This is a genomic window from Paenibacillus sp. JJ1683 (assembly GCF_053006485.1).
This window is the reverse complement of the sequence record NZ_CM129820.1, coordinates 3,289,231-3,304,584: the sequence shown is the minus strand read 5'-3', so window position 1 is coordinate 3,304,584 and position 15,354 is coordinate 3,289,231. Positions and strand designations below refer to the sequence as shown.

General features: G+C 47.9%; 13 protein-coding genes. 8 read left to right on the top strand and 5 right to left on the bottom strand.

Annotated elements, in window-relative coordinates:
* Positions 1 to 9: 9 nt before the first annotated feature.
* On the bottom strand, positions 10 to 1,215 hold the full coding sequence (gene proB / locus ACUC6J_RS14060; protein ID WP_016822160.1) for a glutamate 5-kinase: 1,206 nt from the start codon (positions 1,213 to 1,215) through the stop codon (positions 10 to 12).
* A gap of 241 nt (positions 1,216 to 1,456) precedes the next feature.
* The gene (locus ACUC6J_RS14055; protein ID WP_447249003.1) at positions 1,457 to 2,638 is read right to left on the bottom strand and encodes an aminotransferase class I/II-fold pyridoxal phosphate-dependent enzyme; all 1,182 of its coding nucleotides are present in this window, start codon (positions 2,636 to 2,638) and stop codon (positions 1,457 to 1,459) included.
* 178 nt (positions 2,639 to 2,816) lie between these two features.
* Between ACUC6J_RS14055 and ACUC6J_RS14050 the strand changes: the two genes are divergently transcribed.
* From ACUC6J_RS14050 to ACUC6J_RS14030, 5 genes are all read left to right on the top strand, one after another.
* Positions 2,817 to 3,635 (top strand): carbon-nitrogen family hydrolase, encoded by an 819-nt coding sequence (locus tag ACUC6J_RS14050; RefSeq protein ID WP_016822157.1) that lies wholly within the window; start codon positions 2,817 to 2,819, stop codon positions 3,633 to 3,635.
* Between the two features lie 21 nt (positions 3,636 to 3,656).
* Positions 3,657 to 4,937 (top strand): XRE family transcriptional regulator, encoded by a 1,281-nt coding sequence (locus ACUC6J_RS14045; RefSeq protein WP_430100701.1) that lies wholly within the window; start codon positions 3,657 to 3,659, stop codon positions 4,935 to 4,937.
* A 235-nt stretch (positions 4,938 to 5,172) separates the two neighbouring features.
* On the top strand, positions 5,173 to 5,592 hold the full coding sequence (locus ACUC6J_RS14040; protein ID WP_193190995.1) for a hypothetical protein: 420 nt from the start codon (positions 5,173 to 5,175) through the stop codon (positions 5,590 to 5,592).
* A gap of 74 nt (positions 5,593 to 5,666) precedes the next feature.
* On the top strand, positions 5,667 to 6,467 hold the full coding sequence (locus ACUC6J_RS14035; protein WP_025365098.1) for a hypothetical protein: 801 nt from the start codon (positions 5,667 to 5,669) through the stop codon (positions 6,465 to 6,467).
* Positions 6,468 to 6,544: 77 nt separating this feature from the next.
* Complete coding sequence (locus ACUC6J_RS14030; RefSeq protein ID WP_016822153.1) at positions 6,545 to 6,685, top strand: hypothetical protein; 141 nt, start codon at positions 6,545 to 6,547, stop codon at positions 6,683 to 6,685.
* A 336-nt stretch (positions 6,686 to 7,021) separates the two neighbouring features.
* Here ACUC6J_RS14030 and ACUC6J_RS14025 read toward each other — a convergent pair whose 3' ends face one another.
* Entirely contained in the window at positions 7,022 to 7,939 is a 918-nt protein-coding gene (locus tag ACUC6J_RS14025) for a LysR family transcriptional regulator (protein ID WP_017427573.1), read from the bottom strand.
* Between the two features lie 241 nt (positions 7,940 to 8,180).
* On the opposite strand from ACUC6J_RS14025, the gene ACUC6J_RS14020 reads away from it, so the two are divergent.
* From ACUC6J_RS14020 to hydG, 3 genes are all read left to right on the top strand, one after another.
* A complete protein-coding gene (locus tag ACUC6J_RS14020; protein WP_019687829.1) occupies positions 8,181 to 9,797 on the top strand; it encodes an alkaline phosphatase in 1,617 nt (538 codons plus the stop codon).
* Positions 9,798 to 10,051: 254 nt separating this feature from the next.
* A complete protein-coding gene (hydE, locus tag ACUC6J_RS14015) occupies positions 10,052 to 11,104 on the top strand; it encodes a [FeFe] hydrogenase H-cluster radical SAM maturase HydE (RefSeq protein WP_256620845.1) in 1,053 nt (350 codons plus the stop codon).
* A 49-nt stretch (positions 11,105 to 11,153) separates the two neighbouring features.
* Positions 11,154 to 12,566, top strand: coding sequence for a [FeFe] hydrogenase H-cluster radical SAM maturase HydG (gene hydG / locus ACUC6J_RS14010; protein ID WP_016822149.1), 1,413 nt, complete (start codon positions 11,154 to 11,156; stop codon positions 12,564 to 12,566).
* A gap of 99 nt (positions 12,567 to 12,665) precedes the next feature.
* Here hydG and hydF read toward each other — a convergent pair whose 3' ends face one another.
* The gene (gene hydF / locus ACUC6J_RS14005) at positions 12,666 to 13,919 is read right to left on the bottom strand and encodes a [FeFe] hydrogenase H-cluster maturation GTPase HydF (RefSeq protein ID WP_447249002.1); all 1,254 of its coding nucleotides are present in this window, start codon (positions 13,917 to 13,919) and stop codon (positions 12,666 to 12,668) included.
* Complete coding sequence (locus ACUC6J_RS14000) at positions 13,906 to 15,354, bottom strand: aspartate ammonia-lyase (RefSeq protein WP_447249001.1); 1,449 nt, start codon at positions 15,352 to 15,354, stop codon at positions 13,906 to 13,908. The genes hydF and ACUC6J_RS14000 overlap by 14 nt, the downstream gene beginning before the upstream one ends.

Below are 15,354 nucleotides of genomic sequence, written 5' to 3'. Positions count from 1 at the left end.
ATGGCCTCCCTACATACATAATGTAATCCATTCATCCCTGTGGATCACCTCAAGCCGATGGATGGGACCAATTTTGCCCACAACCTCACCGCTAGGTAAACCTTGTACCATTTTAAGCTGTTCATCATCATAATTGACGATGCCGCGTCCTAATACCTTATTTTCCGGTCCCAGTACCTCAACGACATCTCCAGCATGAAAGCTGCCTTCGACACGTCGTACGCCAACCGGAAGCAGACTATGTCCTCCGTGTACTAACGCTTCTTCGGCCCCTTGGTCTACATGCACCGAGCCCAGAGGGGTGGACATAAAGCCAAGCCATTGTTTTTTCATCGGCAGTGAGGAGAGGTGAGTATCAAAATAAGTGCCCGGTCCGTGTCCTTCGACGGCTGCGTCCAGATCACCATTTTCGCTTACCCGTCCCACATATACAGGCACACCGCCGCGTGTAGCCACTTTGGCAGCCTCGATTTTGGATCGCATGCCGCCAGTTCCTACTGCTGATCCAGAACCTCCGGCTAATGCATAAATCTCCTCTGTAATTTCCTCGATACGTTCAAAACGTACAGCGTTTGGATGTTTGCGCGGGTCAGCCGTATATACGCCATCGGTATCCGTAATGATAATCAAATGCTGGGCTTTGACCAGATTGGCAACTAGTGCAGACAGCATATCATTATCGCCGAATTTCAATTCGTCAATCGATACGGTGTCATTTTCGTTAAAAATCGGGATAACCTGCTGGCGCAGCAATTCTTCTACAGTCATTCCGGCATTGTTCATCCGTTTGCGGCTCAGAAAGTCACTACGGGTCAGCAGAACCTGCGCGATTACGAGGTCAAAATTTTTAAAAGCCTGCTCATAGGCTTGCATGAGAAGAGCTTGGCCGACGGCAGCTGCTGCTTGCTTTTCATGCAGCAGTTTGGGCCGAAAGGGATACCCAATCTCCCGAAATCCGGCAGCTACAGCACCTGATGTAACCAGCAGCACTTCATGGCCTTTTGCACGAAGCAAGCTGATTTCCCTAGCAAAATAAGCGATGGCTTCCCGATTCAGACCACCTTCCACTCCAGTCAGGGAGCTACTACCGATTTTAATGACGATACGTGTTGACAAGACGTCCACTTCCTTAATTTTACTCTTTTTAATGCAAAAAAACTTCCATCCTTTGTATGCAAAGGACGAAAGTTTGTGCTTCCGCGGTACCACCTTCATTGATGATTCATGATCATCCCACTTAAAACCTGTTAACGGCAGGAACCGCCTGATTGCGCAGGGCGCTCGGGGATAGGAGTTGGGAGAGAGTCCAGGTAAATTCTTGCAGCCTATCGGAATTTACTCTCTGAACAGGACTGAGCCTCTCTTAGTAGTCCCTTCAACGCGCTAAATGATATTGGATACAGAATACCACGAAAAGACTAGGTTTGGCAAAGAAGTTGTAGCTGGAAAATACGGCTTAACCAAACAGGTTTAGCTTGCCAATTCGATCAGCCGCCTCGGCCAGTCGGGCTTCTGAGCTCAGAAGTCCTGCTCGCACATATCCTTCGCCGCCGCTACCGAACCCAATCCCTGGAGCGACAGCTACCTTGACTTCACGCAGTAGCAGATCAGCAAAAGAAGCCGAAGTATAGCCCTGCGGCACAGGCAACCAGCTGAAGAAGGAGCCGCTTGGACGCGTCCCCTTCCAGCCTATTTGACCAAGGGCATCATAAAAAGCGTTGCGGCGTGATTCATAGCGAGCAACCAGCTCGGTTACGCATTCCTGTGAGGACGTCAGAGCTGTCGCCGCTGCTGCCTGAATACCTCCAAACAGGCTTACATAAATATGGTCCTGTAGCAAATTAATCAGCGAGATGATCTTGGCATTACCGAGCGCGAAACCAACACGCCAGCCGGCCATGTTGTATGTTTTGGACAAGGTATAGAACTCAATCCCCACATCCTTAGCCCCCTCGGCCTGTAGGAAGCTTACAGGCCGCTTGTCATCGAATCCAATAGCGCCATAGGCAAAATCACTGGCAACCACAATACCGTTACGTAGCGCAAATTCAACCGTATCCTCGTAAAAGGAGAGTGGGGCAGTTGCCGCAGTGGGATTATTCGGATAATTAAGGAACATTAATTTGGCGCGGCGGCGATCTTCTTCGGCAATGGCTTCATAATCAGGCAGAAAACGGTTCTCTTCCTTTAAGGGGAGAAATGACATTTCCGCTTTAGCCAAGGCTACGCCAGACCAGTAATCCGGGTAGCCGGGATCAGGGACGAGACACACATCGCCGGGATTGAGCAAAACTTGCGGTAGCTGAACCAAGCCTGTTTTTCCGCCAAACAGGATGGCGACCTCGCTTTCCGGGTCAAGCGTTACACCGTAATCCTCCTGATAGCGCTGGACGATGGCTTCTTTGAGAAAGCTGTAGCCGCGGAAAGGAGAATATTTATGATACAGCGGGTTATCCGCTGATTCCTGCAAAGCTTTTACAATATGAGATGGAGTAGGAGTGTCCGGGTTTCCCTGTCCGAGATTAATGACATCATGCCCTTCTGCAATTTCACGGTTTACATTTTGTACAAGTGTGGCAAAAAATTGAGTGGGTAACTGTTTCATGACGTCAGCCGAGGGAATAGAAAAATGAGTCATCAATGTACACGACCTTTTGGAATAGTTTAAGAAACAATCTATCACGATTTTACCGAGTTGTATAGGGGGAATTGAGCTTGTATGGTTGCGTAACCCAGACTAATCGGGCTATGATGGGAGAAAATACCGGACAATGGGACACGGGAAAAGTTCCGGCTCATAGAGAGGATGAAGAACTTTGACGTATCAGGAAGCTCAGCCATTCGGTGTGGCACTTATACAAGCTCATATAGAGATAGGAAATCCTCCCGAAAACCACAATCATATCCGTTCTTTAATGGAACAAGCGGTAAAGGCCGAACAAAAGCCAGATCTGATTGTTCTACCGGAAATGTGGAATACAGGTTATGCCTTGGATCGCATTCATGAGCTGGCGGACGAAGAAGGCACGGAGACTCGGGCATGGATAGCGGCATTTGCCGCCACTTATCAAGTGAATGTAGTAGCAGGGTCGATCGCAGAGAAAAAAAGCGACGGTCATGTATACAATACGATGCTCGTTTTTGACCGTACAGGCAAAGAAGTGGCGTCGTATTCTAAAATTCATCTGTTCCGACTTATGGATGAAGAGAAATATTTACAGCCTGGCGAGGAGAAAGTTGTATTCGCACTGGATGGTGGAATACAGGCTGGGGCGTCAATTTGTTACGATATCCGTTTTCCTGAGCTGGCTCGCAGTCTGGCCCTGTCTGGCGCAAATTTGCTGATCGTACCTGCAGAATGGCCTCATCCCCGGCTTCACCACTGGCGTACCCTGCTGACCGCACGGGCTATTGAAAATCAGATGTATGTCATTGCTTGTAACCGGGTAGGTCGTAGTGGAGATACCGATTTCTTCGGGCATTCGCTCATCATTGATCCATGGGGAGAAATGATTGCCGAGGGCGGAGAGCAGGAGGAGATTCTCACAGGCTCAATTGAGTCTGCCTTGGTTCAGGACGTGCGTGGGCGTATTCCAGTGTTTGAAGATCGGCGTCCCCTGCTGTATGACCGATAGTCAGTATAGAAAGGATAATCCATGCTTAAGGAACGCATTGAATTTTTGTGTAAAAAGAAAAACCTATCCCGTAAAGAGTTAGTAGACGGATTAGTTACACCTGCACATTTTGCGAATATATTGGCTGACCGTTACCCGCTGGCTGAGGATTTAGCTGAGCAAATTGCTGAACGTCTAGGTGTACAATCTTCCTACCTATTACGTGCATCGGCAGAGGATGAGGAGACGCTGGCTACAGCGGATACGATTTTCACAGAGCTGTCCAAGCTGGCTAATCCCGCTACGGAAAGCTATGTGGATCAGTTGGAGGATCGCAACGATTCGCTCGTGGTGGAAATGACGACTTATTTGATGAAGGCTGTTTATTTCCAGCAGCTAAATGATCCAACAGCCTATGAATATTTGCATCAAACCTATTTGAATTTTTATTTGGAGAGGTTTGGTCGCTCGGATGAGGTGGAGTTGCCCGCACCACTAAAAAAAGCAATTTTATTTTATAAAATTCAATATTTCCGCTCTAAAAATCATTATTATGATGTACTAAATAACGTTACGCAGCTCATCCGCCTGGTGGATGAGGGAACCGAAAACTGGCTGAATGCGCAAAACATTATGATGGAGGCCTGCATTCAGGTCAAGCAATTTGATCAGGCCAAACAGGTGTTTGAGCAAACAATGCGCAGGGTATATGATGATCGGCTCTTTCACCGTCTGACGGGCCTGTACGTGACTTATAGCGGATATTGCTTTGCTATGGGTTCTGTACAGGAAGCACTGTTAACGTTGTCTATGGCGGAGGCGAATTTGGTCTATTTGGAAAATGCGGCAGATATGCTTACGACGATCCTGAACAATCGGATTATTATGCTGACGTCGATTGGCGAGCTGGATAAGGCCTTGGAGGAAGTAGTGCGTTTTGAAGCATTGGTGAGTCGGGAGCGAGAGGAAATGCAACAAATGATGCTGCCCGTTACGCTGATATACCGTTGTGAGATTGCATTTACCCGAAAAAACTGGGGACTGCTCTCACAGCATCTGGATCAGCTACGTAAAACTAATCTGACAACGGATCAGCAAATGGGGCTTGATTTTTATGAAAGCCAGCTTGCGCTTGCCCAGGGAAAACAGGATGCTTTTTGGACGCATGCTCTGCAATGTTTGCCTTATTTTGAAACTCTCCAGCATCCAGCGCGGCTTGAGCAACTATATGAAACGCTGGCTGTAGTATCCGAGGACAGTCGTCGCTATAAAGAATCATCAGCGTATTATCGTAAACTGGTCTATCTTTTGCGTAAAAAATAGGCTGAATGCACTCGTTTTTCACAAAACATTCAGATGATCGTGCAAAAGAATGCTCTGAAGTGCGCAAAATTTTGTGCAAACCGCCCCAAAGCTCAAAACTAAACCGACAAAAAACAGTTTAAAGCTGCTGTTTTTTCGGTTTTTTTGTATGCGTCAAAACGTATTGTGGTGTTGGATACCGTCTTCTATACTGAATTCATAAGGTACAACAATACAAAATATGAGGTGCAACCACATGATGAACTTTTTCGGTAAGAAGAAAAAACAGCAGGATGCGATAGAACATGCAGATCAACTGATGAATAAGGGCTTGTCCGGATTATTTATGAAAGGTCTGGTCCCCAAAGAGCATCGGGAACAGATCAACCAGAGCTTAAACTCGGCAAGACAAGCTCAAACGGCGGCTAACGGAGGCTTGGCGATGGCAGCAACTGCGGTTGTGATTTCGGTAACAGATACCGGGAAGCTCGTGAATTTTGATCCGATTGTGGTGCTTGTACTAGATGTGACGGAAGTTAGCGGCAATCAATACCAAAAAACGCTGGAAACGCTCGTATCTAAGCTGCAAATTCCGCGACCTGGAGATGTGGTGGGTCTGGGTAGCAATCCGGCAAATCCATCAGAGCTGATTTATATGGGGCTGGTGACAGCGTAAATGATTGGCGGGCGTTTCACCATTCTTGCGAGCACATTTTTTTAAATAAATGATTGAAAAAGGGGTTTTGGAGAATGAAAGGATTTTTGAGTTTGATCGGGGTACTTCTGGTGTTTGGGGTAGGATTTTCGCCTTTTCTGGCTGAATATTTATGGGATGATCCATTTTTAATTATGGAAGCCCCGTGGTATCGGCCGTTAATTTATACAGGCTTTGCGCTTATATTTCTACCGGGTATTTTAGGTTTGTTTTTTGGTGGCGGTAAAGTCAAGAAGGGTGTTCCGGGGGTTGGAATCATTACAAGTGTTCAACAAACAGGGACTTATGTAAACAATCAGCCACAGGTAAAGCTCGGGTTGACCGTAACCAAACAGGGTGAAGATAAATATGATACTGCCTTGACGACGATTATTCCTTTGACCTCCATGGCTCAATTTCAGCCAGGCTCGATCATTCCGTTGATCGTATCTGAGAAAGACAAAATGAAGGTAGGTCTTGACCTGAAAGGTCAGGTGTCGCAAATGGATTTGCAAGCATTAATGAATGAGCAGATGGTCAAGCAGGGCGTCTCGCCTGAGCTGATGGAAATCGCCAAAACCGGTGAGCAGGCTTACGCGAAGATACTGGATGTTACACCCATGGGGGAAGCGGGACCCGATAAAATTAAGCTTCAATTTACACTAGCGGTGACGAAAAGCAATGGCGAAACATTTAATGTAACCACGCAAAAGGAAGTTTTTTCTTCCCAACTATCCAAACTGCAACAGGGAAGTATTATAGAGGTGATATATTCGCCTCAAGATCCTTCGAAACTGGTTATTAAGACACAAGTGAGTGAATCCGACGTGCAGCAAGCATTTGGTTCATCCCGATAAAAAAATTGTTGAATCTGTTTCAGATACAGCCCATAGGTGTATTATAATAGTATCCCGACACCAGGAGGTTGATAACGATGGATAACCAAAGTAGATCCGAACTGGCGAATAGGGATGGCCTGTCACGGCCGAGAGGCTTAAATAGACAGGTTGTCGGAAACAACTTTGAAATGGGCTATGATCAGGATAAAAGTCCCCCCCATGTAGGGAGACCCTGATCACAACAAGGCGAGGACAGGCACTTTGGGATCACACAGCACATTGGAACTGAGGTAGGACATTCTTGGATACCAAGACTAGAGACCTTAAGGAAAGAAGTGATGCGGGATGGATAAAGTGGAGTTTCCGAGCAAGTGTAGAGTAATCAGGCGAGGCTGACATGGATTTCAAATGAACATGAAATGTGGTTCGTTGAAGACAGAGGGAAGCAATCGCAACAGTGTAATCGAACCCGTGATCTAAATGCCGTATTGAAAGTATAGGGGCGAAGCCCCAGGACCGTCTTCCTCTCTGGCTTGGGCTGGGGAGGAAGACGGTCCTTTTCACGTTCGATGCTACTTTTGAGAAAGTTGCTTGACCGTTTCTCGGAAGGTATCAATAAAAGCTTCGGCAGCTTTAGACAAATAACGTCCGTTCCGGTAAGCAATCGCCAGAGTACGGCTGGGGGTAGGTTCGGCTAGTGGCAGCAATGCTGGAACAAACTCGCTGCTGGCGGCGCGGGCGATAAAACGGGGAACGAGCGTCACTCCCATACCTGTCGCTACGAGCGATTGGAGTGTCTCCATATTGGTGCTTTCAAACACCACATTAGGTTCAAAGCCTGCCTGATGACACAGATCCATCGTCAGCTTGCGGAAGCCTTGCCCTTTTTTCAGGACGACAAAAGGCTCGTCTTTAAGTTCTTCCATGTGCACTGGCTGCGGCTGATTACCGTTTTTACGCAGGGCTAGGGGATGACCTGGAGGAACAGCGAGATCAATCCACTCTTCACCGATGGGTACATAAGAAAGTGTAGGTTCTACTAGGGGAAGAGAGAGCAGGCTGAGATCGGTATCGCCACTTGCCGTTTTTTTCTCCAGATTCATGGATGAATCTTCGACTAACACGATTTCAATGTCTGGATGAGCCCTCTTGAATACAGGCAGCACATGTGGCAGCAAATGGGAGCCCGTGATAGGCATACTGCCAACGACGACCTTCCCTTTTCGCAACTGAGAGATATCGTCCATTTCCTGTCGGAGCTGTTCCACCGCGTCGACTATTTTTTTTGCCTTTTCCACAAAGCTTGCTCCGGCATGTGTTAGTTCCACCGTGCTGGTGTTGCGTTGAAATAACAGTACCCCAAGCTCTTTTTCCAGTTTGGACAATTGCTGGCTCAACGAAGGCTGAGCGATATGCAGTTTTTCTGCTGCGCGTGAGAAGTTTTTTTCCGCTGCAATTTGCAGGGTGTACTGAAGCTGTCTGAATTCCATCGAATTTTATGCTCCTTATCTTATAAGCTTTTCCTATTACATCATAGACTGATTATACAATAATAAAATTAAATGCCCAATCCTAACGAATCTCATGTGTCACAAGTTTTATATAAGATGAAGCGTTTATTCACAAATAGAGTCTTTTAATATAGATAATTAATTCCCTTAACATTCTCCTGATAAAACATAATTAATCTTAGTTCTGGTTGTACAAAAAAAAGGTCTGGGAGGAAAATGAATGCTAAAATGTTGGGGGATACATACGAAAAAATCGGTAGCTGCACTCCTAGCGACGATGATGCTAACCGTAAGCGGCGGGACAGCGATGGCAGTCGAGAAGGACACGACAATTAAAAATGTAATTATTCTGATTCCAGACGGCATGGCTAATGACGCTACTGCATTGGCTAGATGGTACAAAGGATCATCCTTAACGTTAGACAGCATGGCAAGCGGGATGGTGCGTACACATTCTGCGGATGCACCGATTGCCGATTCTGCTCCGGCGGGTACAGCTTTTGCCACAGGACATAAATCACATACTGGGTATGTAGGCGTTCTTCCAGATGAAGCAACGATGCCCGGACAGCAACCGATCGCAGCAGGTGACGCCAAAAAGCCTGTAGCTTCCATTCTGGAGGCTTCCAAGCTAGCAGGGAAATCAACCGGAATTATTGCTACTTCGGAGATTATGCATGCGACACCAGCTGATTTTACCGCACATTATCCTGACCGCAAAAATTATGATGCACTCAGCATGCAACAAGCCTACAACGGAGTTGACGTTGTGTTAGGTGGAGGCGGCAAGTTTTTGGAGCCAGCAGGGCGTAAGGACGGCCAAGATTTAATTGCTCAAATTAAAGACCAGGGCTATGATTTTGTCACAACACCTGAAGGGCTGAAAAATTCGACCTCCAGCAAGCTCTGGGGCAGCTTTTCTCCTGAAGCTCTTGCATATGACCTGGATCGCGATGCATCGAAGGAACCTAGCTTGGCAGAAATGACAACGAAAGCCATTGATGTGTTATCCAAAAATGATAAAGGCTTTTTCTTAATGGTAGAGGGCAGTAAAGTGGATTGGGCTGCACATGCTAATGATCCAACGGGAATTATTAGTGACGTGCTTTCATTTGACGATGCAGTGAAGGTTGCTCTTGATTACGCCAAGCAAAACCAAAATACTGTCGTCGTAGCAGTGACAGACCACGGAAACGGTGGATTGACGATTGGTAGCAGTGATACAACTAGCAATTATGACAAAACGCCTTTAGCTTCTTTTATAGATCCATTGAAAAAAGCGAAGCTGACGGGTGAAGGCTTGGAATCCAAGCTGAATGCAGATCGCAGCAATATTAAAGAGGTGCTTTCCACGTATTTTGGCATCACCGATTTGTCAGACGAAGAAGTAAAAACAATTAAAGATGCCAAAGAAGGCAGCATGAACTATGCCGTCGGACCAATTATTAGCAAACGCGCCAATATTGGCTGGACTACAGGTGGACACACAGGGGGTGATGTCGTGTTGTACACGTACGCGCCGAACGGTGACCGTCCATCCGGTGTCATCGACAATACAGATGTAAATAAGTATATGACACGTGTACTTGGACTGGATTTGGATACAGTCAGCAAGCAACTGTTTGTTCCTGCAAAAGCCGCTTTTGAAGCTAAAGGAGCCAAGTTTACTGCGGACACGAAAGTCATTACGGTGACCAAAGGCAGTAACAAGCTGGAGCTTCCAGTATACAAAAATATTGCTACACTGAATGGTAAAAATTCTACGCTCAACGGTGTAGTCGTATTTAACGGCGTTGATTATTTTGTACCCCAGCAGGCGATTGATTTGATTCAGTGATAAATAGACCTATCGAGAGAAGCTGTTTCTTCTATAACGGAGGAACAGCTTTTTTTGTGTGTAGAGATGAATATGTAGTTTTTAAGGTGAGAATGAAATTGGTTCTCAGAAAATGGGATTTTTTGTGAAACTAGTCACGTTATATTCTCTCTGATGTTGCTAGAATAATACATGTACGATATAAGCCACTGATGATGTAAAGTCCGGATGGACGAGGGAAGAAGGGATGAGTCACGGACGAATTATTACTGCGTCTGGCTGATGGCAAGGAATGGACGCATACGGAAATGACGGAGCTGCTGACACGTCTGGATAGTGAGCCGACGCTACGAGCACAACTGCGCCAACTGGCAGCTCGCACCAAATTGGAGCGTTATGGCAAAGGTGTTTTTTTACGAGGATTAATTGAATTCTCAAGTATATGTCGTCAGGATTGCATGTACTGTGGGCTGCGTGCTTCGAATAAACAGGCAGACCGTTACCGTTTGCAGCCGGAAGAAATTCTGGCCTGCTGCGCGGAGGGGTATGAACTGGGTTATCGGACCTTTGTTTTGCAAAGTGGGGAAGATTACTGGTTTACGGCTGCCCGGCTGACGAAACTAATTCGGGAAATTAAAAGCCGTTTTGCAGATGTGGCGGTTACATTGTCCATCGGTGAACGGGATGACGAAACTTATGAGCAACTATACGAGGCGGGCGCGGACCGTTTTTTGCTCCGGCATGAGACAGCTTCACCCAGTTTGTACGCCAAGCTGCATCCGACGATGACGATCGAAAGCAGGCGTAGCCGGCTGCTGGCTTTGCAACGGATCGGCTTTCAGATCGGGGCTGGATGTATGGTGGGATTGCCGGGACAAACGAACAGTGAATTAGCAGATGATTTGGTCTATTTGCATAGCCTGTCGCCAGATATGATCGGAATTGGCCCCTTTTTACCACATAGCAATACGCCGCTTCGTGAGGCCAGCCAGGGGAGCATGGAAAAGGCACTTGATATCATTTCATTATCCCGGTTGGTCGTTCCAGATGCGCTTATTCCGGCATCCACGGCCATGGGGACGATTCATCCCCAGGGAAGGGAGAAGGCGCTTCAGGCGGGAGCGAATGTGGTGATGCCTAATTTGTCGCCACTGGCGGTGAGGCCTAAGTATGCGATTTATGAGAATAAAATATGTTTGGGCGATGAGTCTGCCCAATGTAGACATTGCTTGGAGCTGCGAATCCGTGGAGCGGGATTTGAAGTCGATATGGGGCGCGGCGATAGTTTGAGAGTGCAACGACAGCTTATGAGACAGGGGACCGTGTGAGAACGTGACGGAAACATTGCAGTAACCATAAATAAGGAGATGGGTATACGTGAGTGGAGTACGGGAGAAAGTGTCGGCAGATTTTATTAATGAAGCAGAGATAATGGCCGCAGTGGAGCAGGGGAAACAAGAGGCAACAAATCGACAACGCATTTTGGAAATTTTAGAAAAGGGTAGAGCCTGCCGCGGGCTGAATGCAAGTGAAGCGGCGGCTCTTTTGCATGTAGATGATCCTGAATTATTGGAAGAGATGTTCAAATCTTCGCGGGCCGTCAAAGAGCAGATTTATGGCAACCGGATTGTGTTGTTCGCTCCTTTATATGTAAGCAACCACTGCGTTAATAACTGCGAATATTGTGGGTATAAGCATACCAATGATAGCTTTGCGCGTAGCCGCCTGACCCCGGAGGAATTGGTGGAGGAGGTTAGAGTGCTTCAAGAACTGGGACACAAGCGACTTGTATTAGAAGCGGGGGAAGACCCAGTCCATTGTCCCATTGATTATATCGTCGATTGTCTGCGCCAGATCTATGAGGTCAAGGTAGATAACGGCAGCATTCGGCGGATTAATGTGAATATTGCATCTACAACCGAGGAGGACTATCGGAAGCTGGCAGAGGTGGGTATTGGTACGTATATTTTATTTCAGGAAACGTATCATCGGGAGAGCTATCGCAAATTTCATCTGCAGGGACCCAAACGGGATTATGATTGGCACACCACCGCAATGGACCGGGCTATGCGTGCGGGTATAGATGATGTGGGGATCGGTGTGTTGTATGGCTTGTATGATTTCCGGTATGAAACAGTAGCCATGCTGAAACATGCAGAGCACTTGGAAGAAACCTTTGGCTGCGGGCCTCACACGGTCTCGGTTCCACGATTGCGTCCGGCTGAAAATGTAGATCTGGAGCGATATCCGTACCTGGTCAACGACGATGATTTTATGAAAATTGTATCCGTTCTTCGACTGGCTGTCCCTTATGCTGGGATGATCCTGTCTACGCGCGAGGAGCCGGAATATAGAGACCGTGTCATTGGTTTAGGCGTGTCACAGATTAGTGCTGGATCAGCTACAGGCGTAGGCGCCTATGCAAAACAGGAGACGGAAGATAAGCCTCAATTTGAGGTGGGAGACCATCGCTCTCCATCGGAAATTATTAAAAGTTTGTGCCGTGGCGGATATATGCCAAGCTACTGTACAGCTTGCTACCGTGAGGGACGAACCGGAGATCGCTTCATGGAACTTGCCAAATCCGGACAAATTCACAATGTGTGCCAGCCGAATTCGCTGCTGACCTTCCAAGAATATCTGCTGGATTATGGGGATGAGGAAGCACGTGAATTGGGAGCTGCTGCTCTGCGTGAAAATCTGGAGCGTATACCACGTGAATCAACGCGCCGTTTGACGCTTGACAGACTTGAACGATTAGAAGCAGGCGAGCGCGATTTGTATTTTTAGCAATTGATAATAATAGCATTTGAAAATAAAAAGCAGTCGCGTTGGAATCAGCGCGGCTGCTTTTGTATGTCTAGAGAAAAGAATATTAATGACGAGATTTTAAGAATAACTTCCTGCTTTAGCGGCTTGCTCCCAGGCCAGCATAGCAGATGGAAAGCATTCAATAGCCCGGGGGAAGACCCCCTGGACATAAGCGATAAACACACCATAGTTCACAATCGGCACGCCGGACGCTTTCGTTTCAGACATTCGGTGAAGCATTGTACGCCGATTGAGCATACAGGCACCGCAATGAATAACCAATGCATATTCACTCAAATCATCAGGAAAGCTAGAGCCGGATGCATGCTCAATAATGAGGCGTTTACCTATCGTTTGACGCAGCCAACGAGGGATTTTTACTCGACCAATATCGTCAGATTGACATTGGTGAGTGCAGGCTTCCGCAATGAGCACACGGTCTCCATCCTTGAGGCGTTCAATAGCTCTTGCTCCTCGCACCAGTTCGTCCAGATCGCCTTTGTGACGGGCAAACAGAATGGAGAAAGAGGTAAGTGGTATATCCTTGGGCGTGTCGGCCGCAACTTTCATAAAGACCTGTGAATCGGTAATGACGAGGCTGGGCTTGCGTCCCAGTCGCTCCAGCGTCAAACGTAGCTCATGCTCTTTGGTCACGACAGCGATGGCATCGCTCTCTAGCGTATCACGGATCGTTTGCTGCTGCGGCAGAATCAATCGTCCCTTTGGTGCCGCTTTATCGATGGGAACCACCAGCACGACCAGATCGCCGGGTGACAACAGGTCACCTACGATACGGAAGCGATCTTCGTTTTGGGGGAGTGTATTTGTGATGGCCTTTTTCAGTTCTGCGTCACCCCGGAGTATAGATGCACTGAAAGGAATCAGTGCGAGATTCAATTCGGTCTCCAGCGTTGCAGCCATTGGATCTGATTCAGCAAGGGTATCTATTTTATTCAGTACACCAATGACAGGAATCTTTTTGGTGCGTAGCTTTTCGAGCAGCTCGTACTCGAATGGTCCGACTCCAACAGTGGCGTCGATGACCAGCAGAGCCAAGTCTGTACTATTAAGTATTTCTAACGTTTTGTTGCGGCGCAGCTCCCCGATCTCACCCTCATCGTCCAGTCCGGCGGTATCCACCAGAACAATGGGACCCGCAGGAAGTAGCTCCATCGGCTTGAAAACAGGGTCCGTAGTCGTTCCTCCTATAGGTGATACCACAGCGGCGGGCTGGCCGGTCAAGGCGTTCAGAATGCTGGATTTGCCTGCATTTCGGCGACCAAGCAGAACGATATGTGGTCGGTTACTTCTTGGGGTATCATTCATTCCCATGGTGAGTTCCTTCTTCCTGCCCCGGAATTCCGGGCTTGGTTACGGTATAGGGATGGCACAATTGGTCAATCCGCGCACGGGTCAGCTGACCGCGATCCTCTGCAATATCCTCTGGTGTGCGACCCTGTGCAATGGCTGCTGATGCAATGGAAGCAGCTTCATCATAGCCAAGCTCAGCGACCAGCGCGGAGGCCATCACAGCTGAGCTGTGCAGATTAGCAGAGCAGCGTTCCTCCTGTACGATCAGACCGCGCACACACCGTTCCTCGAACAGTTGAACGGCATTGGTGAGAATATGCAGCGATTCCAGCAGCGATTCGGCAATCAACGGCAGGAACGCGTTCAGCTCCAACTGTCCAGAGGCAGCAGCCATCGTGATAGCCGCATCTTCGGCCATCACACGCATCGCTGTCAATCCGGCCATTTCTGCCATCACCGGATTGACCTTGCCAGGCATAATAGAGGAACCAGCTTGGACCGGAGGTAGCATGTATTCACCGATACCACCGAAAGGACCAGAGGCTAGCAGACGAAAATCGCTAGATATTTTGAGCAGATTTACCGCGGCGGATTTAAGTAGACCTGACACCTCGACGAAGACATCCATATTTTGAATCGGGTCCATGGGGTGGTCGCTACGGCATAGCCCTAATCCAGTCTCGTCCGCCAGCTTTTCGACCATCCGGTAGCTGTAAGCCCGAGGCGCATTCATACCTGTGCCAATCGCCGTGCCTCCAATAGGGATTTCTCGTAGCCGCTCTTCGGCTTTATAGAGGCGCCAACGGTCACGCCCTATAGCTTTTGCGTATGCGGCAAAGCCTTGCCCGGCCATCATAGGCAGGGCATCCATTAGCTGTGTGCGGCCTAGCTTGAGCAGGTCGGCATATTCTATTTCTTTTTGCTGTAAAGCATTTTGTAACGAAGACATCGTGTCACACAAAGGGCGCAGCAGGCGTATCGCTGCAATTCGTAGCGCCGTCGGATATACATCATTCGTAGATTGGCAGCAGTTCACATCATCCAGCGGATGTACAATCTCATATTGTCCTGGCTGCCCCCCCAGCTGTACAATGGCCAAATTAGCAATGACCTCATTTACGTTCATATGGGTACTGGTGCCTGCGCCGCCTTGCATGGCATCCACGATAAACATATCTTGATGCCGTCCGGCGAGTAATTCATCGCAGGCATTTACAATGGCAGAGACCCGGTGGGCAGGTAATCGTTCCTGCTCACCATTCACTTGAGCGGCGGTTTTTTTTACCAACACAAGAGCGTGAATCAGATTTCTGTTCACGGGCCTGCCGCTGACTGCAAAATTGTTCATCGCACGTGCGGTATGAATACCGTACAAGGCATCCATAGGAATTTCCATGTCTCCTAGTGCATCCCGTTCGGTCCGCATAACTTTGACCAGAGGAGAAGACGGAGTCAT

Coding starts and splice junctions, on each gene's coding strand:
- proB (WP_016822160.1), bottom strand. CDS start 1,215: ATGAAGGTGGTACCGCGGAAGCACAAACTTTCGTCCTTTGCATACAAA.
- ACUC6J_RS14055 (WP_447249003.1), bottom strand. CDS start 2,638: ATGACTCATTTTTCTATTCCCTCGGCTGACGTCATGAAACAGTTACCC.
- ACUC6J_RS14045 (WP_430100701.1), top strand. CDS start 3,657: ATGCTTAAGGAACGCATTGAATTTTTGTGTAAAAAGAAAAACCTATCC.
- ACUC6J_RS14040 (WP_193190995.1), top strand. CDS start 5,173: ATGATGAACTTTTTCGGTAAGAAGAAAAAACAGCAGGATGCGATAGAA.
- ACUC6J_RS14035 (WP_025365098.1), top strand. CDS start 5,667: ATGAAAGGATTTTTGAGTTTGATCGGGGTACTTCTGGTGTTTGGGGTA.
- ACUC6J_RS14030 (WP_016822153.1), top strand. CDS start 6,545: ATGGATAACCAAAGTAGATCCGAACTGGCGAATAGGGATGGCCTGTCA.
- ACUC6J_RS14025 (WP_017427573.1), bottom strand. CDS start 7,939: ATGGAATTCAGACAGCTTCAGTACACCCTGCAAATTGCAGCGGAAAAA.
- ACUC6J_RS14020 (WP_019687829.1), top strand. CDS start 8,181: ATGCTAAAATGTTGGGGGATACATACGAAAAAATCGGTAGCTGCACTC.
- hydF (WP_447249002.1), bottom strand. CDS start 13,919: ATGGGAATGAATGATACCCCAAGAAGTAACCGACCACATATCGTTCTG.
- ACUC6J_RS14000 (WP_447249001.1), bottom strand. CDS start 15,354: ATGACTCCGTCTTCTCCTCTGGTCAAAGTTATGCGGACCGAACGGGAT.